Below are 21,125 nucleotides of genomic sequence, written 5' to 3'. Positions count from 1 at the left end.
ACCCGCTAACCGTCTGTCAAAATATCGCGCAAGATCCGGTTTAGAACGGGGCGCCCGTCAGGGGTTACCCGTAAGCGGTCATGTTCAAGTGAAACCAGACCTATATCCGATAACTCATTGATTTTAATGTGATTAATGCGAGGATCCTTAGTCGCCGAGACCTCAACCCCCTCATCAAGCCTTAGACCCATAAGCATCTTTTCCTGAAAAACCTCTTCAGCACTAAGTGTCTCGCGCTTGGATTCACCGATCCCCGTCAACGCGCTTTCGAGCCAAAGACTGGGCATTAGAGCCGTTTCTGTGGAAATACGTTGTTGATCCACGGTAATGCGACCATGCGCACCCGGCCCAATGCCAATCCAGTCGCCGCTTCGCCAATAGATCTGGTTATGACGGCTTTCTTGTCCTGTTTTTGCGTGATTAGACACTTCATAGGTTGGCAGTCCATGCGCGTTGCAGATCTCCTGCGTGGCAAAGTAGAGATCAGCGCCGAGGTCCTCATCTGGAAGACCCTTTAGCAATCCGCGCGCGTAGCGATCCCCAAAGGCGGTGCCGTTCTCGATGGTAAGCTGATAGAGCGATAGGTGATCAGGTTCCATCGCCAGAGCGCGGTGTAGTTCGTCCTGCCAATCCGAAAGGGACTGATGCTGGCGCGCATAGATCAGGTCGAAACTGACGCGGTCAAAGACGTCTCGTGCCAGTTTAATGGCGGACAAGGCCTCTGACATGCTGTGCAGGCGACCCAATGCCCGCAGGTCAGTGTCATTGAGCGCCTGCACGCCAACAGAGACCCTGTTAACACCCGCATCCCGATAGCCAGAGAACCGGCCAGCCTCGACAGATGTCGGATTGGCCTCCAGCGTGACTTCGACGTCATTGGCCAGCGTCCATTGCGCAGAGATGGCCTCTAGAATAGCGCCGACAAGCTGGGGCTCCATCAAGCTGGGCGTGCCGCCGCCGAAGAAAACCGAACTTACGACGCGACCGGGCAGCTCGGCACCATAGCGCTTTATCTCGGACAGAAATGCGGTCTGCCAGTCAGATTGATCGACCGAGTCCACGACATGGCTGTTGAAATCGCAATATGGACATTTCGCGGCGCAGAACGGCCAATGGATGTAGATGCCGAACCCGGCGCGCTGCCAATTCTCAGGCAAGGCAGCCTTCGACGAGCTTTGCGAAGGCGACCGCACGATGGCTCATGGCGTGTTTCTCTGCGGGGTCCATCTCGCCAAATGTTTGCGATTTGCCCAAAGGCGTGAATATCGGGTCAAAGCCGAAGCCAAACTGGCCGCTCATCGGCCAGGTGAAATGGCCCTCGACCTTGCCCTCGAATATCTCGTCATGGCCATCAGGCCACGCAAGGCAAAGCGTGCAGCAAAACCGGCAAGTGCGCGGGTGCGCAGCGTCAAGTGCCTCCAACTCGTCCCAGGCCCGCGTCATCGCCAGGGTAAAGTCGCGCCCATCCGGCGTTTCGGCCCAATCGGCCGTGTACACACCCGGTGCGCCGCCCAGTGCGTCAATCTCGATCCCACTATCGTCAGAAAGCGCGGGTAGGCCGGTCGCCTTGGCGGCAAAATGCGCCTTAATGCGGGCGTTTCCGATGAATGTGTCTTCGGTCTCCTCGGGTTCTTCTAAGTTGAACTCCGCAGCCGATTTCACAGAATAACCATAGGGCCTTAGCAGCTCGTCCGTCTCGCGCAGCTTGCCCGCGTTATGCGAGGCAAGCACCAGATCCGGACCCGCGAATTTACGCATCTGCGGCGGCCTTTTGCGCGGCGACCAGCTCTTGCACGCCCTTATCCGCAAGCCCGACAAGCTGCGACAGTTCATCGGTCGAGAAGGTCGCGCCCTCGGCGGTCATCTGCACTTCGACCAAGCGCCCGCTGCCGGTCATCACGAAATTGCCATCGACCCCGGCTTCGCTATCCTCGGGATAGTCGAGATCAAGAACCGGCTGGCCCGCGTAGATGCCACAGCTTACCGCGGCGATATGGTCGGTCAGGGGGTCGCTGATAATGTCGCCCGCCTTCATCAGCTTGTTGACAGCCAAGCGCAACGCGACCCAACCGCCGGTGATCGAGGCGCAGCGCGTGCCGCCATCGGCCTGGATTACATCGCAGTCGATGGTGATCTGGCGTTCGCCCAAGGCTACGCGATCCACGCCAGCGCGCAGCGCACGCCCGATAAGCCTTTGAATTTCTTGGGTTCTTCCGGATTGTCCGTTCTTGGCCTCGCGCCGCATCCGCGTGTTCGTCGCCCGCGGCAGCATGCCGTATTCAGCGGTGACCCAGCCCAGCCCAGAATTTTTGAGAAAAGGCGGCACGCGCTCTTCCAGCGTGGCCGTGCAAAGAACATGGGTGTCGCCGCATTTGATCATGCAGGATCCCTCCGCATGTCGCGTGACATTGGGTTCGATCACCACGGGGCGCATTTCGTCTAGGTTTCTGCCGGAGGGTCGCATTTCGGTCCTTTCTAAGGCTTTATTCACTTACCCATCGCCACTAAAGCTGCGCAACCCCGATTGACGCGGCAGGCGCAAAGTCTTTAATACACGCTGCCTTCGCGAGTCTCATCTGATGCCTGACGCAACCAAGATCATGTCCGAAATGAACGAACGCAGCCGCGAGGTTTTCCGCCGCGTGGTCGAGGGCTATCTGGCGAACGGCGAACCGGTGGGCTCGCGCACCCTGACGCGGACGCTAAGCGAGCAGGTCTCTGCCGCGACGATCCGCAACGTCATGCAGGATCTCGAGCATCGGGGGCTGATCGATTCGCCGCATGTCTCGGCTGGGCGCGTGCCGACCGAGCATGGCTTGCGGATGTTCGTGGACAGCATTCTTGAGGTCGAGGATCTCAACACGGACGATCGCGAAAAGATCGATTCGACCCTGGGCCCGAACGACCAGGACGTGACCGCGCGGCTCGATCACCTTGGCTCCGCGCTTTCTATGATTACGTTCGGCGCCAGCCTTGTTCTGACGCCTAAGCATGAGGCCCCGATCAAGCATATCGAGTTTGTCTCTTTGGCGCCGGATAGGGCGTTGGTTGTGCTGGTTTTTGCGGATGGGCATGTCGAGAACCGCGTGTTCGAACCGCCGGTGGGGCAGACGCCCAGCTCGATGCGAGAGGCCGCGAATTTCCTCAACGCGCTGGCCGAGGGCCGCACGCTGTCGGAGCTTCGTGCCGCGTTCGACCGCGAGATCGCCGAGCGGCGCCAAGAGCTTAATCTGCTTGCCAGGGAATTGGTGGAATCGGGCTTCGTGATCTGGGAAAATCAGGGCGAGCCGCAAGAGCGCCTTATCGTGCGCGGCCGGGCCAATTTATTGGACACGGATGCGCAAGACCAGGACATAGAACGCGTGCGCACGCTGTTCGACGATCTAGAGCGAAAGAGGGACATAGCGGATTTCTTGGAGCTCACCGACGAGGGTGAAGGAGTGCGCATTTTTATTGGCTCCGAGAACAAGCTTTTTTCACTTTCGGGTAGCTCTTTGGTGGTCTCTCCCTATATGAACGCTGATCGAAAGATCATAGGCGCCGTTGGGGTCATCGGACCCACGCGCCTGAACTATGGACGAATAGTGCCAATCGTGGATTACACGGCGCAACTTGTCGGGCGGCTGATCGCCGACCGAGGGTAATGAGGACGGATATGTCGGACGAGCAGAAGAAACCAAGCATGCCGGATGTGGACCTTTCGGCTCTGGACGATGGCGAGACCATCGACATCACACAAGAGATCGAAGAGGCCGCCGAAACGGCTGCCATCGACGCCACGATTGAGGCGCTGGTCTCGGAGCGGGACGACCTGCGCGACAAGTTCATGCGTGCACTCGCTGATGCCGAAAACTCGCGCAAACGGTCCGAGCGGGACCGGCGTGAGGCCGAGCAATACGGCGGATCAAAACTCGCGCGCGATATGCTGCCCGTCTATGATAACCTCTCCCGCGCCATTGACGCGGCCAATGATGAACAAAAGGCTGCGGCTGGCGCGATCATGGAAGGTGTCGAACTGACGCTGCGCGAGCTTCTGAATGTCTTCAAGAAGCACGGAATCGAGCCGATTCATCCCGAAGTGGGCGAGCGCTTTGATCCGCAACAGCATCAGGCCATGTTCGAAGCACCGCTGCCAGAGACCAAAGCCGGCGATATCATCCAGGTTAGCCAAACGGGCTTTATGCTGCATGATCGGTTGCTGCGGCCTGCGCAGGTTGGCGTCAGCTCGACGCCTGGGTGACGTTTTGTCTTGGTGGATCTTCACCAAATATTTGTGATTCGGTCGAGATAATGAACCTGGGTGGGAGCCCCCAAAGACGCACCTTCGGTGCCCACCCAGTTTTATCCTTCGAATAAAACCCTAACGTTTCGCTAAATTTTTTCGGGCTGCGTCAATTTCGCGCGTCAGAAAGAGCCTTCAACTCGTAGATCAGCTCAAGCGCATCCCGAGGCGTCAACTCGTCCGGAAGAATCTCGCTCATGCGTTTCTCAACCACATTCTCCGACATATCGGGGGCGGTGGGAGCATTCGGTACGGAAGAGAACAACGGCAAGTCATCCAGAACGGCCAAAGGCGCGGCGCGGCCCTCGCGCGCCCCTGATTCCAACTGCGCAAGGATGTCCCGCGCCCGCTCGATCACCGCGCTTGGCAGGCCCGCTAGACGCGCCACCTGCACGCCATAGCTGCGGTCCGCCGCGCCTTTGCGGACCTCGTGCAGGAACACCACTTCGCCTTCCCACTCTTTGACCGCGACGGTGGCATTGCTGACCCCGTCCAGCCGTTCGGAAAGCTGCGTCAGCTCGTGATAATGCGTGGCGAACAGCACCCGGCAGCGGTTCGCCTCGTGCAGATGCTCTAGCGTGGCCCAGGCGATGGATAGCCCATCATAGGTCGCTGTCCCGCGCCCGATCTCGTCCAGGATCACCAGCGCCGTCTCGTCAGCCTGGTTTAGGATTGCGGCCGTTTCGACCATCTCGACCATGAAGGTCGACCGCCCGCGCGCCAGATCATCAGAGGCCCCAACACGGCTAAAGAGTTGACTGACCAGACCGATATGCGCCGCCCGCGCCGGAACAAAACTGCCCATCTGCGCCAGCACGGCAATCAACGCGTTCTGGCGCAGGAAGGTCGATTTACCGGCCATGTTCGGACCAGTAAGCAGCCAAATGTCAGCGCCGGCGGTGCCCTCGGCCAGATCGCAATCATTGGCGATGAAACCATCGCCCGCGCGCCTCAAGGCGGCCTCGACCACGGGGTGACGCCCGCCGCTGACCTCAAACGCACGGCTCTCGTCGACATTGGGCCGGGCCCAGTCCTCTGTGCGTGCAAGATCAGCAAGACCCGCCATCAGATCAATCTCGGCCAAGGACTGCGCGAGGTTGGTCAGCGCGGCGGCGGCCTCTAAAATCGCCCCAGTTAGGGTTGAATAGAGCCGTTTCTCGATATCAAGGGCATGATTTCCCGCGTTCAAGATCTTGGTCTCAATTTCGCTCAACTCAACGGTTGTGAACCGCACGGCATTCGCCGTGGTTTGGCGGTGAATGAACGTCTCGTTCTGCGGTGCGGACATCATTTTGTCGGCATGGGTCGCGGGTGTCTCGATGAAGTAGCCCAGCACGTTGTTGTGCTTGATCTTCAGGGCGTTGACGCCCGCCAGCTCCGAGTATTGCGCCTGCATCGTTGCGATGACCCCGCGCCCTTCGTCCCGCAGCCGCCGAGTCTCATCCAATTCGGCATCGTATTCCGGCGCGATAAAGCCGCCGTCCCGCGCCAAAAGAGGGGGTTCCGCCACCAGAGATTGCTCTAACAGCTCCAAAAGGGCGTCGTGCCCGATAAGGTCCTTGCTGGCGCGGGCCACGATCTCCGGCGTGTCTGTCGATGCGAGAAGCTCGTGCATTTCCGTCGCCGCGCCCAGTGCGTTGCGGATTGCGGCCAGATCCCGCGGTCCGCCCCGATCCAAGGCCAGCCGCGACAGCGCGCGCGAGACGTCGGGGCATTTTCGCAAGCAATCGCGCAGGCTTTCGGAAAGATCGCGCCGTTCCAAAGCAAATGCCACGGAATCCAGGCGGGCTTGGATCGTATCGACTTGCCGCGAGGGGCTGGACAAGCGCCGTTCTAACAAGCGCGCGCCACCGGCGGTCACTGTGCGGTCAATCACCGACAGCAGCGACCCGTCGCGACCACCGCTAAGCGCATGGGTCAGCTCTAGGTTCCGCCGTGTTGCGGCGTCGATCTGCATGCTGTCCTGGCTGGCCTCGCGGACTGGCCGCTGCAAGAGCGGCAGCTTGCCCTTCTGCGTGATGTCCAGATAGTCGACAAGCGCACCCATGGCGCCCATCTCGGCACGGTCAAAACTGCCAAACGCCTCTGTTGTACCGACCTTAAAAAGCTCACGCAGCCTGGTCTCTGCCGCCGACGAGTCAAAGCTTGCGCGCGACAGCGGCGTGGACGAGGCCCCAAGTTCAGAGACTATTTCGTCCAAAACCGGCTCTCCGGCCTCTGACAGGATGACCTCACTTGGGGCAATCCGGGCAAGCTCGGGCGAAAGCCGCGCCCGCAGACAGGGCATCACTCGGAACGCGCCGGTCGAGATATCGACCCAGGCCAAAGCGCCCTCGTCGCGCACCTCTACGAAGGCCGCAAGGAAGTTGTGCCGCCGCGCCTCGAGCAGCGATTCCTCGGTCAGCGTCCCGGGTGTGACCAGCCGCACGACGTCGCGTTTCACGACGGATTTAGAGCCGCGTTTCTTGGCCTCAGCCGGGTTTTCCATCTGCTCGCAAACGGCGACGCGGAACCCCTTGCGGATTAGCGTCAAAAGATAGCCTTCGGCCGAATGCACAGGGACGCCGCACATCGGAATGTCTTCGCCCAGATGCTTGCCGCGCTTGGTCAGCGCGATATCCAGCGCCGCGGCGGCGGCCACCGCGTCGTCAAAGAACATCTCGTAGAAATCGCCCATCCGATAAAACAGCAGGGCATCAGAATACTGGGCTTTGATCTCCAGAAACTGCGCCATCATGGGCGTTACAGCGGCGTTGGCAGCAGTCACAAAATTCCCCCGGATTTCTCCGGGCGGACAGTACCGATACGGATTTGCGTGTTAAAGCAGGAAAATGCCGGGCCGGAGGATTAGCTGCCCGCGAAAGGCGCGGCGCTGCCCCAAAGAGTTTTGACGCGTGCGTCGCGGCCGCAAGCTTTGCGATAGCGCTTATAGGCGTTTGCCTTGGTCTTTGGGCCAAACCGGGTCAGCACCAGATCCTGCTGCTTGTAGTAATCCTGGTGATAGGCCTCGGCTGGGTAGAACGTGCTGGCCTCGCGCACCACGGTGGCAATGTCCTTGCCCAGCACCAGCATCGCCTCGGCAATCGCGACCTCAGCCGCAGCCTGTTCGGCCTTATTAGAGACGAAAATCGCGGTCGTATAGGTGTGCCCACGGTCGCAGAACTGCCCGCCCGCATCCGTGGGGTCAATCGAGCGCATGAACATATGCAAGAGCTGATCATAGCTCAGCTTGGAGGGATCATATGTGATCTCGACCGCCTCAATATGCCCCGTCCCGCCGCGCACCACCTGCTTGTAGGTCGGGTTCACCACCTCGCCGCCCGCAAAACCAGAGACAACCTCGATCACGCCCGATACGCTTTCGAAATCCTTCTCGACGCACCAAAAGCATCCGCCCGCGACCACCGCCTTGGCGGTCTGCCCGGCCTTCGCCTGCCCGCAGTACACGGCAAACCCCAACAGGATCGCGACGCCTAAGAGCACGGGTTTGATTGATTGGAATGTGATCTGCATAGGTTCAACCTCCGTTCGTAAGGACGTTGCAGATCGCAGCGTGATGGGGCAAGTCACCGGCGCGTGAGCTCACAAAAGGGTGACCGATGCGAGAGGGGAATTCATGAGAATCGCGATGTGGTCCGGACCGCGCAATCTGTCGACGGCGATGATGTATGCCTTCGCCCAGCGCGCGGACTGCGAGGCCGTGGACGAGCCTTTCTATGCGGCTTACCTGGCCGAGACCGGCCTGGACCATCCCATGCGCGCCGAGATCCTGGACAGCCAGCCCAATGATCGGGGCGAGGTTGTCGCCGCGCTTGCCGAGGCGCCAAAGGGCATCCGCTATGAAAAGCACATGACCCATCACATGCTGCCCGGCTGGGACCTTGGCTGGCTGGCGGACGTTGTGAACGTGTTCCTCATTCGCCACCCCGCGCGGGTCATCGCCAGCTACGCGGCCAAGCGCGAGAACCCAACGCTGAACGACATCGGGTTTCGGCAGCAGTTCGAGCTGTTTGAGCATGTGAAATCGCTCGGCCAGACACCCGTGGTGATCGACAGCGCGGATGTTCGAGCGGACCCAGAACAGTCTCTAACCCGCCTTTGCTCCGCTCTGGGGCTTGAATTCGATCCCGCGATGCTGCGTTGGGAAGCGGGCCCAAAACCATATGACGGAGCCTGGGCGCCGCATTGGTACGGTGCGGTCTGGAACTCAACGGGGTTTGCCAGCGTAGAGGGTCCGCTGCCTGACCTTTCCAGTGCGTCAGCGGCGTTGGTAGAGCAAGCGTTGCCCTATTACGAACCGCTGGCCGCGCTAAAGCTCTAGGCGCAGTTCGACCTCGCCGTCGATGATCTGCCCGGTGCGCGCGTAGCCGATGGATTCGTACAGCTTCAGCGCAACAGTGTTCTTCGGAACCGCGGTGATAAGCATCCGCTTGAGACCGCGATCCCGTGCGATCTGGTGGATGCAGGCCATGGCCGCGCGGCCATAGCCCTCGGCCTGATGGTCCGCCCCGATCACCAACCGCCAGACATAACCAGCCTCTGGGTCGTCGTGCTCTTCCAGATGCGGGTAGTCGCGGAAGTCGATCCAGGCGAGCAGGCCCACGCGGGTGTCGCCCGCCCAAATCGCATAGGCCTCGGCATTTGGCTCATAGGCCACCTGCGCCAGCGTTTTTTCGTTCCGCGCTACGAAATCCATCTGATCCTCGGCCACCGTCAGCCGGAAGAGCGGGCCAAGGTCGTCCCGCGTGATGGGTTTGAGCGCGACGCTCACTTCGTGCGGCGGTCCCGCGCGGCGAGCAGCTTGAGGCGCAGCGCGTTCAACTGGATGAACCCGGCGGCGTCCTTCTGGTCATAGGCGCCGGCGTCCTCCTCGAAGGTCACATGAGCCTCGGAGTAGAGCGAGTGGTCCGACCAGCGGCCCACGCAATCCACCGAGCCTTTGTAGAGCTTCAACCGAACAGTGCCGGTCACGTGCTCCTGCGACTTGTCGATGGCGGCTTGCAGCATCTCGCGCTCGGGCGAGAACCAGAAGCCGTTATAGATCAACTCGGCGTAACGCGGCATCAACGAATCCTTGAGATGCCCCGCGCCGCTGTCCAGCGTGATCTGCTCGATCCCGCGATGGGCCTCCAGCAGGACGGTGCCGCCGGGGGTCTCGTAAATGCCGCGGGACTTCATGCCGACAAAGCGGTTCTCGACGAAATCGAGCCGCCCGACGCCGTGTTTGCCGCCGATCTCGTTCAGCGCGGTCAGGATCGTTGCCGGAGACATCGCCTCGCCATTGATGCTAACGGCATCGCCGCGTTCGAACCCGATTTCGATGAATTCGGGCGTGTCTGGCGCCTCTTCTGGGCTGACGGTGCGCTGATAGACATAATCGGGGGCGGCCACAGCCGGGTCTTCCAGAACTTTGCCCTCGGAGGAAGTGTGCAAGAGGTTGGCGTCCACGCTGAACGGCGCCTCGCCGCGCTTGTCCTTGGCGATCGGAATCTGGTGCTCTTCGGCGAAGCCGATCAGCCGGGTGCGGCTGGTCAGATCCCATTCGCGCCATGGGGCAATCACCTTGATGTCGGGGTTCAGCGCATAGGCGCTCAGCTCAAAGCGAACCTGGTCGTTGCCCTTGCCGGTGGCGCCGTGGGCCACGGCATCCGCGCCGGTCTCGGCGGCGATCTCGACCAGGCGCTTGCTGATCAGGGGCCGCGCGATGGAGGTGCCCAGCAGGTACAGCCCCTCATACACCGCGTTCGCCCGGAACATCGGGAACACAAAGTCGCGCACGAATTCTTCGCGCACATCTTCGATATAGATGTTGTCGGGGCTGATCCCGAGAAGTTCCGCCTTGGCGCGCGCGGGCTCAAGCTCTTCACCTTGGCCCAGATCGGCGGTGAAGGTCACGACCTCGCAGCCATATTCGGTCTGCAGCCATTTCAGAATGATCGAGGTGTCAAGGCCGCCGGAATAGGCCAGGACGACTTTCTTGGGCGCGGACATGGGGCTTCCTCGTATGCGTTTGCTATCGCGCGGCGGATAGCGAGAAACGCCAAGGAGGGCAATGGGGTGGTGGGTTTTGGCCTAGTCTAGGCTGCGGCCCCAGTTTCAAGGAACCCCAGCAAAGCGGACTTGGAGTCTGCGTAGATCAAGATCGGATCGGCGACGCAGATCGTTTCTGCTTTGCCGGATGCGGCCAGTTTCTCGGCCTCTGAACAGGCGCGGGCGAATTCGGCGAGCCCCAAGTTCAGCGCCGAGCCTTTAAGAAAGTGAAACTCCGCCTCATAATTCTCTGGGTTGGCGTTGGCGGTTAGCCTTTCGACCACCTCGTCCACCTCTGCCAGGAAAAGCTCTACGACCTCCAGGAAATCCTCTTGTCCGACCTCAGAGCGCAGTTCTTCGATTCGGTCCCAGTCCATCATGGCATTTCCAGTTCTTTAAGCGTTTCGCTTGAAAACCTGATTCAGGTTTTTTGCGACCTGCTTTAGGCCGCGCGGATGAAAGCACGATTTAGAGAAGGCCGGGTAAACGCGCATCGAAGCGGTAGAATAATTCCATAAAAGTTTAGGCTTAGAGACACTTTAACCACTGGATCCTACTAACTAATGATTGTGCCTCCTGAATGAGTTTTGATGCGTTGAGCCAGTTCGCCAAACACCCTTTGCCGCCTCGTTTAGACGAGGCGCAACAAGAGACAATTCTTGTTGTTGATGACAGCCGCGCGCAGCGTCGGCTTGTCAGCGCTCAGCTGGGGCGCTGGGGGTATCACGTTGTCGAGGCCGCGAGCGGTGAAGAGGCGCTGGAGATTTGCCAGGCGGACTGCCCCGATTTTGTGGTCAGCGACTGGATGATGCCCGGGATGTCGGGGCTCGAGCTTTGCCGCCGCTACCGCGCGCTTCGCGGTGATCGCTACGGCTATTTCATTCTACTGACCTCCAAGAGTGAAAAGGGCGAGGTGGCGGAGGGGCTGGATGTCGGCGCCGACGATTTTCTTACCAAGCCGTTCAACGCGGCGGAGCTGCGATCGCGTATCCGCGCCGGGCAGCGCATCCTAGAGATGGAGCGCGAGCTGACAGAGAAGAAACGGCTTGTCACGACAACGCTTGAGGAACTGCGCGTTCTTTATGACGCGATAGATCGCGACCTGGTCGAGGCGCGCAAACTGCAGCAGTCCTTGGTGCCGGATCGTCACTGTGCCTTTAGCGGTGCTGACGTGTCCATGCTGCTGAAGCCCGCCGGGCATGTCGGCGGTGATCTGGTCGGTGTCTTTCCGGTAAGCGAGACAGAGATCGGCATCTATTCACTGGATGTCTCTGGTCACGGGATCGCCTCTGCGCTGATCACGGCGCGCCTGGCGGGCCAGCTTTCGGGGTCCTCGCCAAAGCAGAATGCGGCCATCAAGAGGGGCGCGGACGGCGCGCTGGTGATGCGCTCGCCAGCGGCGGTTTGCGAGACGCTGAACAAGCTGATCCTCGATGAGATCGAGACCGAGCATTACTTTACGATTCTGTTGGGCCGGGTGAACCTGGCCACCGGTGAAGTGACCTTGGCGCAGGCCGGGCATCCGCACCCGGTGATACAGCGCGTTGACGGCTCGATTGAGTTTCTGGGGCAGGGCGGATTGCCAATCGGATTGGTCCCGGGCGCGGAATTCACAGAGTTCGAGGTGACGCTTAATCCCGGAGACCGGCTGCTGCTGGGTTCAGACGGGATAACGGAATGCGAATCCGTGTCGGGTCAAATGCTTGAAGACGAAGGGCTAGAGAGGTTGCTTCGCGCGAACCGCAATCTCAGCGGGCTCAAGTTCTTTGAGGCCCTAATGTGGGATCTTTCCAGCTACGCTGGCGATCAGGATTTTGCAGATGACGTGTCGGCGGTTCTTTTGGAGTATCGGGGTTTGTAACGCCCGGTTTCACAGGCGCCTCGGCGCCCACCCGGCGCCAGTGTCCACCGATTCGCTGAAGAATTCGCAAATTTTCAAAGCCCAGCGCCCTAAAGGCCAAACAGACCCCGCACAAAGTCGCGATCCCCCTCGTTGTGCAGCTTCGTCGCGGCATCCAAGGGGGACATCCAGACCGCAACATGCCCCTCTTCGCTGGGCGGACCGTAGGCGCGAACCGGCCAGGCGCAGTAGATGTGGCAAAGCTTCTCGGCCCACATGTCGTATTCCGGCATGTAAACGAACCGGCGATATGCGCCCAGGCGCTGGGCGCGCCCAATGCGCCAGCCGGTTTCCTCGAAAACTTCGCGGTGCAGGGCCTCAAGCGGGGTCTCGCCGGGGTCGATCCCGCCGCCAGGCAGCTGCAGCTCGAAATGCGGATCCCCCTGGTAGGTCAGCAGCACTTGATCCCCGCGGGGCAGAACCGCATATATGCCTGGCCGATGTTGGTACCGCTGCCCCGCAACAACTGCTTCGCCATAACGCCTGATCATGCCCTGCTCCCGTTGCCCCAGCGCCTGGGGCGCGGTATGCCAGGGCGTCGCCCGTAAAGGAAGACTATGTCGCTCGGAACTCAGATCGCCTGGGATGATACCGTCCTGCCGTTTCAGCTCGATCACGCGGATATTCGCGGTCGGTTCGTGCGGCTGACCCGCAGCCTGGACGAGATCCTGGCGCAGCATGCGTATCCGCCGCAGATCGAAGCACTGCTGACCGAGATGACCCTGCTGACGGCGCTGATTGGCCAGACGATGAGCCTGCGATGGAAGCTGTCGCTGCAGGTCCGGGGCGACGGCCCGGTCAAGCTGATCGCGACGGATTACTTTGCGCCGGCCTCCGAGGGCGAGGCGGCGCGCCTGCGCGCCTATGCCAGCTTTGATGCACAGGAGGTGCAGGATGGTGCGCAGCCCTTCGACCTGCTGGGAGAGGGCTATTTTGGAATCCTGATCGACCAAGGCAGCGGCACCGCGCCTTATCAGGGCATCACGCCGCTTAGCGGCGGATCGCTATCGGCCAGCGCCGAGACCTATTTCGCCCAATCAGAGCAGCTGCCGACGCGGTTTGCGCTCTCCTTTGGGTCGTCGACCCTGCCCGGCCAGAAGGCGGGTTGGCGCGCGGGGGGCATGATGATCCAGCATATGCCGAAACAATCCCCGTTTGCCGCCGGCGCATCTGAGGGCGCCGAGACTTTGCTGACGGCCAAAGATCTGGTCGAAGGGGAGGACGGTGAGAATTGGGACCGCGTGAACATTCTGCTCGATACCATCGACGAGACCGAGTTGGTGGGACCGATTCTGCAGCCAACGGATGTCTTGGTGCGCCTGTTTCATGAGGAACAGCCGCGGATCTTCGACACGCAGCCGGTGAGCTTTGGATGCACCTGCTCGGAGCAGCGCGTGAAAGACAGCCTGGCGGGCACGCCGGTTGACGAGCTGCGGGAGCTGGTAACAGAGACCGGTATGATCACCGCGGATTGCCAATTTTGCGGGGCGCAATATGCGTTCTCGCCCGAATCCGTGGGGGGTGCCTAGCTTGGATTTGCATGCGCCTCTTGCGGCCATTCTGGAGGCGCTTGAAAGGCCAAGCTCTGGGTCATCCGATTTCGATCTGAACCCCGGGGTGGTTCTGCCGGAGGGGCGCAAGTTGCGCCCAGCGGCGGTGCTTGTGGCGTTGATGGAACGGCATGGCGAATTGCAGGTGATCTTGACCAAGCGCTCGTCGGCGCTCAAGCACCATCCGGGGCAGATCGCGTTCCCGGGCGGCAAGGTCGATGCCAGCGACAAGGACGTGGCCGCCGCTGCACTGCGCGAAGCGCGCGAAGAGATCGGGCTGGACCCCGCCAATGTCGAGATACTTGGCGCTTTGCCCAGCCATGAGACCGTGACAGGTTTTGCCGTCACACCAGTTTTGGGGCGCGTTAGAGACGATTTTATCCCAATTCCAGAGCCGGGCGAAGTGGCAGAGATGTTCTTTGTGCCCTTCGCGCATGTCTCTGACCCGGCCAATTTCTCGGTGCAGTCGCGCCGCTGGCGCGGGCAGAGACGGCGCTACTACACCGTGCCCTACGGGCCGTATTACATCTGGGGCGCCACGGCGCGCATCCTACGGGGCCTCGCGGACCGGCTGCCGTGACGCGCGTGTCGGCAGATTGGTTGACCCGACCAGAGGCCCAGGCGGTCTTCAACGCCCTGGACAAGTATCAAGTTTTTGCCGTTGGCGGATGCGTGCGCAACACGCTGCTAGGGGTTCCGGTCGCGGATGTGGATCTCAGCACGTCCGCCAGACCGGACCAGGTGACCGCGGCGGCAGAGCTGGTAGGGCTGAAGGCCATCCCCACCGGCATAGACCACGGCACGATCACGGTCGTCTCGGGCGGCATCCCGCACGAGGTCACAACCTTTCGACGCGACGTGGCCACGGATGGGCGCCGCGCCGTGGTGGCCTTTGCTGACACCATCAAGGAGGATGCGCTGCGTCGGGATTTCACCATGAACGCGCTTTACGCGCAACCCGATGGCACGGTCGAGGACCCCCTTGGCGGGCTACCGGACCTGCAGGCGCGGCGCGTGCGGTTCATCGAGGACGCGGCTCAGCGGATCCGCGAGGATTATCTGCGCATCCTGCGCTTCTTTCGGTTTCATGCCTGGTATGGCGATCAAAGCGCCGGGCTAGACGTCGACGGGCTCGCCGCATGTGCCGCGAATTCCGACGGGTTAGAGACGCTTTCCAAGGAGCGCGTCGGCACCGAGATGCTCAAGCTATTGGCCGCGCCCGATCCCGCGCCCGCCGTGGCGGCGATGGCGCAGGCGGGCAACCTGACGCGCATCCTTCCAGGCGCGGATACCAGCGCCCTGGCGCCATTGGTGCATCTGGAGGACAGGTTTGCGCCGGACCCGATCCGGCGCCTCGCCGCAATTGGTGGCCAGGCTGTGCCAGAAAATCTGCGGCTCTCGAAGGCGGACGCGCGAAAACTGGCCCAGCTGCGCGAGGCGGCCACCAATACCGACCCGCCCGCCATTCTGGGCTACCGGCTTGGGGCTGAGGCGGCGACAGATGCCATATTGGTGCGGCACGCGCTTTTGTCCGAACCTTTGCCCAACAATCTAACCGATCAGATCAAGCGCGGAGCGCAGGCAGTATTCCCCATAAAAGCGGCGGATTTGCACGAAGAAGGGCCCGCGTTGGGCGCGAAACTGCGCGCGCTGGAGGCAAGCTGGATCGCTTCGGATTTTACGCAATCGAAGGCTGAATTGCTTGGTGAATCAAAAGATTAGGGTCCCGCAATCCTCTTGATGCGATTCTCACCCGTGACATTCCCAGCCAGTTCGCGTAGAACGCGACTCATCCAGATGACGGAGGTGCAAATGAAGTATGGGATTCGTGTCCGCTTAGGCTGAGACCGCGCCCGTACTCGCGCGCGGTTTTGCCGATCAAACGCGTGATCATTTGCAACTTTTTCTCTCTCTTAAAGAGCTTCGTCATGTTCCGATTCTTTGAAAATCTCGTCGACCCTTACACGCCGTACAAGCCAACCGATACGCCGCCGACCAAGCTGTTTGCGTTCCTTTGGGACTACTCGCAGCCGTTCAAGCGCGTGTTCATCTACGCTGGGATCATGTCTGTGATCGTGGCGGCGGTCGAGATCGGGCTGATCTTCTACATGGGCCGCATCGTCGACGTGCTGAACGCCGGCGACGCGGCAGAGGTCTGGGCGCAATATGGCACAGAGATCATCCTTGCCGCGCTGTTCATCCTTCTGGTCAGGCCGGTTCTGCAGGTGGTGGACGTGGCGATTCTGAACCAATCGCTGCTGCCGAATTTCGGCACGCTGATTCGCTGGCGCGCGCATGGGCAGGTCATGCGGCAGTCGGTGGGTTGGTTCGAGAATGACTTCGCCGGGCGCATCGCCAACCGCGTCACGCAGACCCCGCCCGCCGCGGGCGAGGCCATCTTTCAGGTCTTCGACGCGATCACCTTTGCGATTGCCTATGTCGTCGGCGCGGCGGTGCTGTTGTGGAATGCCGATGTGCGGCTGATGCTGCCAATGCTCGGCTGGCTGGTGCTTTATGGCTGGTTGCTGCGCTGGACGATCAAGCGCGTGGGCCCGGCCAGTCAGGCCGCGGCGGACGCGCGGTCGAAGGTCACCGGGCGGATCGTGGACAGCTACACCAACATCCACTCGGTCAAGCTCTTCGCGCATCACGACCGCGAAATGGCCTATGCGAAGGAGGCGATCGACGAAACCCGCGAGACCTTCCTCAAAGAGATGCGCATCTACACGGTGATGGACATCTCTTTGGTGACGCTGAACGGGCTCTTGATTGTCGGCGTGGTGGGCTGGGCCATCGCGCTTTGGATGAACGCGGGGGCTTCCGTGGGCGTGGTGGCGGCGGCGACCGCGCTGACGCTGCGGCTGAACGCCATGACCGGCTGGATCATGTGGGCGGTGACGTCCTTCTTCCGCAACCTCGGGATCGTGCAGGAAGGGATGCAGACCATCACGCGCCCCATCGCGTTGGTGGACGCGCCGGATGCCAAGCCGCTAGAGCTGTCGACCGGCACGATTGAGATCGACGAATTGACCCACCATTATGGGCGTGATGTCGGCGGGTTAGACTCTGTTTCGCTCAACATCCGGCCAGGTGAGAAGGTCGGGATCGTTGGGCGGTCGGGCGCGGGCAAGTCCACGCTGGTGAAGCTGCTTTTGCGGTTCTACGACGCGGAATCCGGAACCATTCGCATCGACGGGCAGGACATCGCGCGCGTCACCCAAGACAGCCTGCGCGGGGCGATTGCCATGGTGCAGCAGGACAGCTCTCTGATGCACCGCTCGGTGCGGGACAACATCCTCTATGGCCGCCCCGATGCCACGGAAGAAGAGATGATCCGCGCCGCGCGCCAGGCCGAGGCGCATGCGTTCATCCTGGATCTTGAGGACCCGGAGGGCCGCAAAGGCTATGAGGCCCAGGTGGGCGAGCGCGGCGTCAAGCTGTCCGGCGGGCAGCGCCAGCGCGTGGCGCTTGCGCGGGTGATCCTCAAGGACGCGCCAATCCTGGTGCTCGACGAGGCGACGAGCGCCTTGGATAGCGAGGTCGAGGCCGCGATCCAGGAAACGCTTTATGGCATGATGGCGGGCAAGACGGTCATCGCCATCGCGCACCGCCTGTCCACCATCGCGCAGCTTGACCGGATCGTGGTGCTCGACGCGGGTCGCGTGGTCGAGGACGGCACCCATTCCGAGCTCTTGGCCCAAGGCGGGCTATATGCCAGTTTCTGGAACAGGCAATCTGGCGGGTTCATAGGCATCGAGGAGGCTGCGGAATGAAGCAGACCATGTCGCGGTTCATCGAGGCCGCGGGCAATCAGATCGACACGGAACAGCCCGCGGATGGCCCGCCGCCCGTCGAGCTGCGCCCGTTCATTCTGTGGTGCCTGCGCGGCGGCTGGCGCGTGGTCTGGCTGGGCACCGCGATCTCGGTGATCGCGGGCCTGACCGAAGTGCTGGCGATGTACTTTCTGGGCGCTTTGGTGGATGCGGTCGACCAGACCCCGAACGAGACCTTCCTGGCCGAGCATTGGGGTCTTATCCTGATGTCGATCTTCATCCTGCTGGTGATGCGGCCGCTGTTCTTCGGCGGGTTGGCGCTGACGCAATCGGTGATGATCGGGCCGAATATTGGCAAGCTGATTATGGCGCGGCTCTACCGCTGGACCATCGGGCAATCGGTCACCTATTTCGACAATGATTTCGCCGGGCGGATCGCGCAGAAAAAGATGCAGGCCGCGAACTCGCTGACCGAGATCGTGATCGAAAGCGTGAACGCGATCACCTTTGGGCTGGCGACGGTCATCGGCGCGGCTTGGGTCCTGGGGGCGATGAGCCCTTGGATGGTTTTGCTGCTTTTAGGCTGGTTTTGTGTCTATCTCGCGTTCCTTCGGGTGATGCTGCCGATCATCCGGGTCCGTTCCTCGGCGCGGGCCGAAGCGCGGGCCGGTGTGACCGGGCAGGTGGTCGATACGATCAGCAACGTCAAAACGGTCAAGCTCTTTGCCGGCTCTGCGCATGAGGACCGCATGGTGCTCAACGCCATAACCTCGCTACGCGACAGAGCCTTGCGGTTTGGCGAGGCGCAGACGCTGTTCCGCTTTGGCCTGATCTTCATCGCGGGGCTCTTGCCGGTTGGTATGGTGGCGATGGCGATTGTGTTGCGCGGCAACGGGATCACGCCGGGCGATATCGCCGCCGCGGGCGCGATCACGATCCGGCTCAGCCAGATGACCGGGTGGATCAGCTTCACGCTGATGGCGATCTACAGCCATGTCGGCGAGGTCGAGAATGGGATGCAGACCATCGCGCCCGCGAACCGGATCGAGGACGCGCCGGTTGCAGGCACGCTGGAAGTCAGCCAAGGGGCGATCCACTTTGACAACGTCACCTTCGCCTATGGGCGCGAAACCGGTGGGGTGGACGGCATCAACCTGGCGATTCAACCCGGCGAGAAGGTCGCGATTGTCGGCGCCTCCGGTGCCGGGAAATCGACCCTGCTCAGCCTGCTTTTGCGACTTTATGACACCAAGGCGGGGCGCGTCTTGATTGACGGCCAGGATGTTGCGGGCGTGCGGCAGGAAAGCCTGCGCGCGCAGATCGGCATGGTCACGCAAGAGACCGCCATGTTCAACCGCACCGCCATGGACAACATCCGCTATGGCCGCACCGAGGCCAGCGACGAAGAGGTCATCGCCGCCGCGCGCCGCGCCGAGGCGCATGACTTTATTCTAGAGCTGGCCGACCATCGCGGGCGCAGCGGCTATCAGGCCTTCCTGGGCGAGCGCGGCGTGAAGCTTTCCGGCGGGCAGCGGCAGCGCATCGCTTTGGCGCGGGCGATCTTAAAGGACGCGCCGATCCTGGTGCTGGACGAGGCGACCTCTGCCTTGGACAGCGAGGTCGAGGCTGAAATCCAGGCCGCGCTGGTCGATGTGATGCAGGGCAAGACCGTGCTGGCCATCGCGCATCGCCTGTCCACGATTGCCCGCATGGATCGCATCATTGTGCTGGATCAGGGTCGCATTGCCGAGGAAGGCACCCATGACGATCTGATCGCCAAGGGCGGGTTTTATGCGCGGTTCTGGAACCGGCAGTCGGGCGGGTTCATCGGGCTCACCGAAGCGGCGGAATGAAACGCGTGATGATCATCGGGCAGCCGGGCAGCGGCAAGTCCACCCTTGCCCGCGCGCTGGGCGAGATCACCGGTTTGCCGGTGGTGCATGTGGATCTGATCCACTGGATGCCTGGGTGGGAGGAACGCCCAAAGCCGGAGAAGATCGAGATGGCCCTGGCGGAAGAGGCCAAGCCGGAATGGATCTTCGAGGGCGGGCTGTCGGCGACCTGGGACAACCGGCTGGCGCGCGCAGACACGCTGATCGTGCTGGACATGCCGTTTCTGTTGCGGGTTTGGCGGGTCTTCAAGCGCACGATCCGCGATTATGGCCGCTCTCGCGCAGATCTGCCGGAGGATTGCCCAGAGCAATTCGACCCAGAGTTTTGGGCCTGGATCTGGAACACCCGCAACACAGCACGCGCGCGGATCCGCGCCATGGCAACTGCTGCGTTAGAGACTAAGGACGTGTATCATCTGCGCTCGCCCGCGGATGTTCGCGGGTTTTTGCACGAGTTAGAGACTGTTTATGCCTGAATACACCATCGAACGCCTCGGCCATCACGGCGACGGGATCGCGCCGGGGCCTGTCTTTGCGCCGCTGACCCTACCCGGAGAGGTGGTGACAGGCGACCTGGACAAAGACCGTATCGCCGCGCCCAAGATCGTGACGCCCTCGCCGGATCGTGTCTCGCCGCCCTGCACCCATTTCAAGCGGTGCGGCGGGTGCGCTTTGCAGCACGCCCGCGATCCTTTTGTCGAGAGCTGGAAGCGCCAAGTGCTGACCGAAGCGCTGGCCGCGCACGGGCTGCCCGCGCCGATCCGCGCAGTGCATAGCTCGCCTCGGCAAACCCGCCGCCGCGCCACGTTCTCGGGCCGCCGCACGAAATCCGGCGCCTTGGTGGGCTTCCATGGCCGCGGCTCTGACGTGATCCATGAGGTGCCTGGCTGCCAAACATTGCTGCCAGAGATCACCGCAATGATCCCGGCACTAGACGAGCTGGTCCGCTTCGGTGCCTCGCGCAAGGGCGAGCTGTCCCTGTCGGTGACCTGGTCCGAGGCGGGGGCGGACGTCTCCATCCGCGATGCCAAGGACCTGACCCCGCCGCAGATCCCCGAGGCCACCGCATTGGCGCAGCGCCATAGCCTGGCGCGGCTGACCTGGAACGGCGAGACATTGCTAGAGCGTCACGCGCCGGTGCAGGTCTTTGACGGGATCGCCGTGACCCCGCCGCCGGACAGCTTCTTGCAGGCGACCGCCGAGGGGCAAGATGCGCTCATACAGGCCGTGTTAGAGACTGTTTCCGGTGCCAAACGCATTGTCGACCTCTTTGCTGGGTGCGGTACCTTTGCCCTACCGCTGTCACGGCACGCTGATGTGCTGGCGGTCGAAGGCGAGGCCGAGATGCTGTACGTGCTCGACCGTGCCTGGCGCGCCGCGCCGAACCTGCACCAAGTTACCACCGAGAAGCGCGACCTCTTCCGCCGCCCGCTGGTGCCGCAGGACCTGAATCGCTTTGACGCCGCGGTGATCGACCCGCCCCGTGCGGGTGCCGCGGCGCAGATCGCGGAGATCGCCCAATCTGACCTCGCGACCCTCGCGATGGTGTCCTGCAACCCGGTCACATTCGCGCGCGATGCGAAAACGCTCACCGCCGCCGGATTTGCGATCAATTGGATCGATCTTGTGGACCAGTTCCGCTGGTCGCCCCATATCGAACTTGCCGCAAGCTTTTCCAGGTAGCATAAGGCGCGCAAA

Annotated in this window: 20 protein-coding genes; 11 read left to right on the top strand and 9 right to left on the bottom strand. The window is 61.8% G+C overall.

Features of this window, described 5'->3' with window-relative positions:
* Positions 1 to 5: 5 nt before the first annotated feature.
* From hemW to rph, 3 genes are read right to left on the bottom strand one after another with little or no spacing between them, the layout of a single operon-like run.
* On the bottom strand, positions 6 to 1,157 hold the full coding sequence (gene hemW / locus AIOL_RS19135) for a radical SAM family heme chaperone HemW (RefSeq protein WP_049644448.1): 1,152 nt from the start codon (positions 1,155 to 1,157) through the stop codon (positions 6 to 8).
* Positions 1,150 to 1,758 (bottom strand): RdgB/HAM1 family non-canonical purine NTP pyrophosphatase, encoded by a 609-nt coding sequence (gene rdgB, locus AIOL_RS19130; RefSeq protein ID WP_049644447.1) that lies wholly within the window; start codon positions 1,756 to 1,758, stop codon positions 1,150 to 1,152. Before rdgB ends, hemW begins: the two co-directional genes overlap by 8 nt.
* Complete coding sequence (gene rph, locus AIOL_RS19125) at positions 1,751 to 2,464, bottom strand: ribonuclease PH (RefSeq protein ID WP_049644446.1); 714 nt, start codon at positions 2,462 to 2,464, stop codon at positions 1,751 to 1,753. The genes rdgB and rph overlap by 8 nt, the downstream gene beginning before the upstream one ends.
* Before the next feature lie 115 nt (positions 2,465 to 2,579).
* On the opposite strand from rph, the gene hrcA reads away from it, so the two are divergent.
* Complete coding sequence (gene hrcA, locus AIOL_RS19120; protein ID WP_049644445.1) at positions 2,580 to 3,644, top strand: heat-inducible transcriptional repressor HrcA; 1,065 nt, start codon at positions 2,580 to 2,582, stop codon at positions 3,642 to 3,644.
* An 11-nt stretch (positions 3,645 to 3,655) separates the two neighbouring features.
* Complete coding sequence (locus AIOL_RS19115; RefSeq protein WP_049644444.1) at positions 3,656 to 4,240, top strand: nucleotide exchange factor GrpE; 585 nt, start codon at positions 3,656 to 3,658, stop codon at positions 4,238 to 4,240.
* 151 nt (positions 4,241 to 4,391) lie between these two features.
* Here AIOL_RS19115 and mutS read toward each other — a convergent pair whose 3' ends face one another.
* A complete protein-coding gene (mutS, locus tag AIOL_RS19110) occupies positions 4,392 to 7,019 on the bottom strand; it encodes a DNA mismatch repair protein MutS (protein ID WP_049644443.1) in 2,628 nt (875 codons plus the stop codon).
* Positions 7,020 to 7,129: 110 nt separating this feature from the next.
* The gene (gene msrA / locus AIOL_RS19105; protein ID WP_049644442.1) at positions 7,130 to 7,795 is read right to left on the bottom strand and encodes a peptide-methionine (S)-S-oxide reductase MsrA; all 666 of its coding nucleotides are present in this window, start codon (positions 7,793 to 7,795) and stop codon (positions 7,130 to 7,132) included.
* Between the two features lie 103 nt (positions 7,796 to 7,898).
* Here msrA and AIOL_RS19100 point away from each other — a divergent pair, with 103 nt between their 5' ends.
* On the top strand, positions 7,899 to 8,603 hold the full coding sequence (locus AIOL_RS19100) for a sulfotransferase-like domain-containing protein (RefSeq protein ID WP_049644441.1): 705 nt from the start codon (positions 7,899 to 7,901) through the stop codon (positions 8,601 to 8,603).
* Here the strand turns inward: AIOL_RS19100 and AIOL_RS19095 are convergent.
* From AIOL_RS19095 to AIOL_RS19085, 3 genes are all read right to left on the bottom strand, one after another.
* On the bottom strand, positions 8,592 to 9,053 hold the full coding sequence (locus tag AIOL_RS19095; protein WP_049644440.1) for a GNAT family N-acetyltransferase: 462 nt from the start codon (positions 9,051 to 9,053) through the stop codon (positions 8,592 to 8,594). The two genes, AIOL_RS19100 and AIOL_RS19095, sit on opposite strands and share 12 nt — an antisense overlap.
* Entirely contained in the window at positions 9,050 to 10,273 is a 1,224-nt protein-coding gene (locus AIOL_RS19090; protein WP_049644439.1) for an argininosuccinate synthase, read from the bottom strand. The genes AIOL_RS19095 and AIOL_RS19090 overlap by 4 nt, the downstream gene beginning before the upstream one ends.
* Before the next feature lie 86 nt (positions 10,274 to 10,359).
* Positions 10,360 to 10,689, bottom strand: coding sequence for an Hpt domain-containing protein (locus AIOL_RS19085; RefSeq protein ID WP_160314534.1), 330 nt, complete (start codon positions 10,687 to 10,689; stop codon positions 10,360 to 10,362).
* Between the two features lie 242 nt (positions 10,690 to 10,931).
* Between AIOL_RS19085 and AIOL_RS19080 the strand changes: the two genes are divergently transcribed.
* On the top strand, positions 10,932 to 12,173 hold the full coding sequence (locus tag AIOL_RS19080; protein ID WP_049645552.1) for a PP2C family protein-serine/threonine phosphatase: 1,242 nt from the start codon (positions 10,932 to 10,934) through the stop codon (positions 12,171 to 12,173).
* An 89-nt stretch (positions 12,174 to 12,262) separates the two neighbouring features.
* Here the strand turns inward: AIOL_RS19080 and AIOL_RS19075 are convergent, their stop codons facing one another.
* Entirely contained in the window at positions 12,263 to 12,703 is a 441-nt protein-coding gene (locus AIOL_RS19075) for an NUDIX hydrolase (protein ID WP_049644438.1), read from the bottom strand.
* Positions 12,704 to 12,769: 66 nt separating this feature from the next.
* Here AIOL_RS19075 and hslO point away from each other — a divergent pair, with 66 nt between their 5' ends.
* From hslO to AIOL_RS19040, 7 genes are all read left to right on the top strand, one after another.
* Positions 12,770 to 13,741 carry an Hsp33 family molecular chaperone HslO gene (hslO, locus tag AIOL_RS19070; protein WP_049644437.1) on the top strand — a complete coding sequence of 324 codons (972 nt, stop codon included), beginning with the start codon at positions 12,770 to 12,772 and terminating at the stop codon, positions 13,739 to 13,741.
* A complete protein-coding gene (locus AIOL_RS19065) occupies positions 13,707 to 14,342 on the top strand; it encodes a CoA pyrophosphatase (protein ID WP_049644436.1) in 636 nt (211 codons plus the stop codon). The genes hslO and AIOL_RS19065 overlap by 35 nt, the downstream gene beginning before the upstream one ends.
* Positions 14,339 to 15,484, top strand: coding sequence for a CCA tRNA nucleotidyltransferase (locus AIOL_RS19060; RefSeq protein ID WP_049644435.1), 1,146 nt, complete (start codon positions 14,339 to 14,341; stop codon positions 15,482 to 15,484). The genes AIOL_RS19065 and AIOL_RS19060 overlap by 4 nt, the downstream gene beginning before the upstream one ends.
* A 206-nt stretch (positions 15,485 to 15,690) precedes the next feature.
* A complete protein-coding gene (locus tag AIOL_RS19055; protein WP_049644434.1) occupies positions 15,691 to 17,535 on the top strand; it encodes an ABC transporter ATP-binding protein in 1,845 nt (614 codons plus the stop codon).
* Positions 17,532 to 19,388 (top strand): ABC transporter ATP-binding protein, encoded by a 1,857-nt coding sequence (locus AIOL_RS19050; protein WP_049644433.1) that lies wholly within the window; start codon positions 17,532 to 17,534, stop codon positions 19,386 to 19,388. Before AIOL_RS19055 ends, AIOL_RS19050 begins: the two co-directional genes overlap by 4 nt.
* On the top strand, positions 19,385 to 19,903 hold the full coding sequence (locus AIOL_RS19045; RefSeq protein ID WP_049644432.1) for an ATPase AAA: 519 nt from the start codon (positions 19,385 to 19,387) through the stop codon (positions 19,901 to 19,903). Before AIOL_RS19050 ends, AIOL_RS19045 begins: the two co-directional genes overlap by 4 nt.
* Positions 19,896 to 21,110 carry a class I SAM-dependent RNA methyltransferase gene (locus AIOL_RS19040; protein ID WP_049644431.1) on the top strand — a complete coding sequence of 405 codons (1,215 nt, stop codon included), beginning with the start codon at positions 19,896 to 19,898 and terminating at the stop codon, positions 21,108 to 21,110. Before AIOL_RS19045 ends, AIOL_RS19040 begins: the two co-directional genes overlap by 8 nt.
* Positions 21,111 to 21,125: the final 15 nt, after the last annotated feature.

The sequence above is a fragment of the Candidatus Rhodobacter oscarellae genome (assembly GCF_001078595.1).
In the GTDB taxonomy this organism is placed as follows: Bacteria; Pseudomonadota; Alphaproteobacteria; order Rhodobacterales; family Rhodobacteraceae; genus Rhodobacter_B; species Rhodobacter_B oscarellae.
The sequence above is the reverse complement of the archived record's forward strand: the minus strand, read 5'-3'. Positions and strand labels throughout refer to the sequence as shown.

Bases quoted from the DNA above. Each gene is read 5' to 3' on its own strand.
- hrcA (WP_049644445.1), top strand. From the start codon at position 2,580: ATGCCTGACGCAACCAAGATCATGTCCGAAATGAACGAACGCAGCCGC.
- mutS (WP_049644443.1), bottom strand. From the start codon at position 7,019: ATGATGGCGCAGTTTCTGGAGATCAAAGCCCAGTATTCTGATGCCCTG.
- AIOL_RS19115 (WP_049644444.1), top strand. From the start codon at position 3,656: ATGTCGGACGAGCAGAAGAAACCAAGCATGCCGGATGTGGACCTTTCG.
- AIOL_RS19055 (WP_049644434.1), top strand. From the start codon at position 15,691: ATGTTCCGATTCTTTGAAAATCTCGTCGACCCTTACACGCCGTACAAG.
- AIOL_RS19085 (WP_160314534.1), bottom strand. From the start codon at position 10,689: ATGGACTGGGACCGAATCGAAGAACTGCGCTCTGAGGTCGGACAAGAG.
- AIOL_RS19045 (WP_049644432.1), top strand. From the start codon at position 19,385: ATGAAACGCGTGATGATCATCGGGCAGCCGGGCAGCGGCAAGTCCACC.
- rph (WP_049644446.1), bottom strand. From the start codon at position 2,464: ATGCGACCCTCCGGCAGAAACCTAGACGAAATGCGCCCCGTGGTGATC.
- AIOL_RS19075 (WP_049644438.1), bottom strand. From the start codon at position 12,703: ATGATCAGGCGTTATGGCGAAGCAGTTGTTGCGGGGCAGCGGTACCAA.
- AIOL_RS19040 (WP_049644431.1), top strand. From the start codon at position 19,896: ATGCCTGAATACACCATCGAACGCCTCGGCCATCACGGCGACGGGATC.
- hslO (WP_049644437.1), top strand. From the start codon at position 12,770: ATGTCGCTCGGAACTCAGATCGCCTGGGATGATACCGTCCTGCCGTTT.
- AIOL_RS19090 (WP_049644439.1), bottom strand. From the start codon at position 10,273: ATGTCCGCGCCCAAGAAAGTCGTCCTGGCCTATTCCGGCGGCCTTGAC.
- AIOL_RS19050 (WP_049644433.1), top strand. From the start codon at position 17,532: ATGAAGCAGACCATGTCGCGGTTCATCGAGGCCGCGGGCAATCAGATC.
- rdgB (WP_049644447.1), bottom strand. From the start codon at position 1,758: ATGCGTAAATTCGCGGGTCCGGATCTGGTGCTTGCCTCGCATAACGCG.
- AIOL_RS19065 (WP_049644436.1), top strand. From the start codon at position 13,707: ATGCGTTCTCGCCCGAATCCGTGGGGGGTGCCTAGCTTGGATTTGCAT.
- msrA (WP_049644442.1), bottom strand. From the start codon at position 7,795: ATGCAGATCACATTCCAATCAATCAAACCCGTGCTCTTAGGCGTCGCG.
- AIOL_RS19100 (WP_049644441.1), top strand. From the start codon at position 7,899: ATGAGAATCGCGATGTGGTCCGGACCGCGCAATCTGTCGACGGCGATG.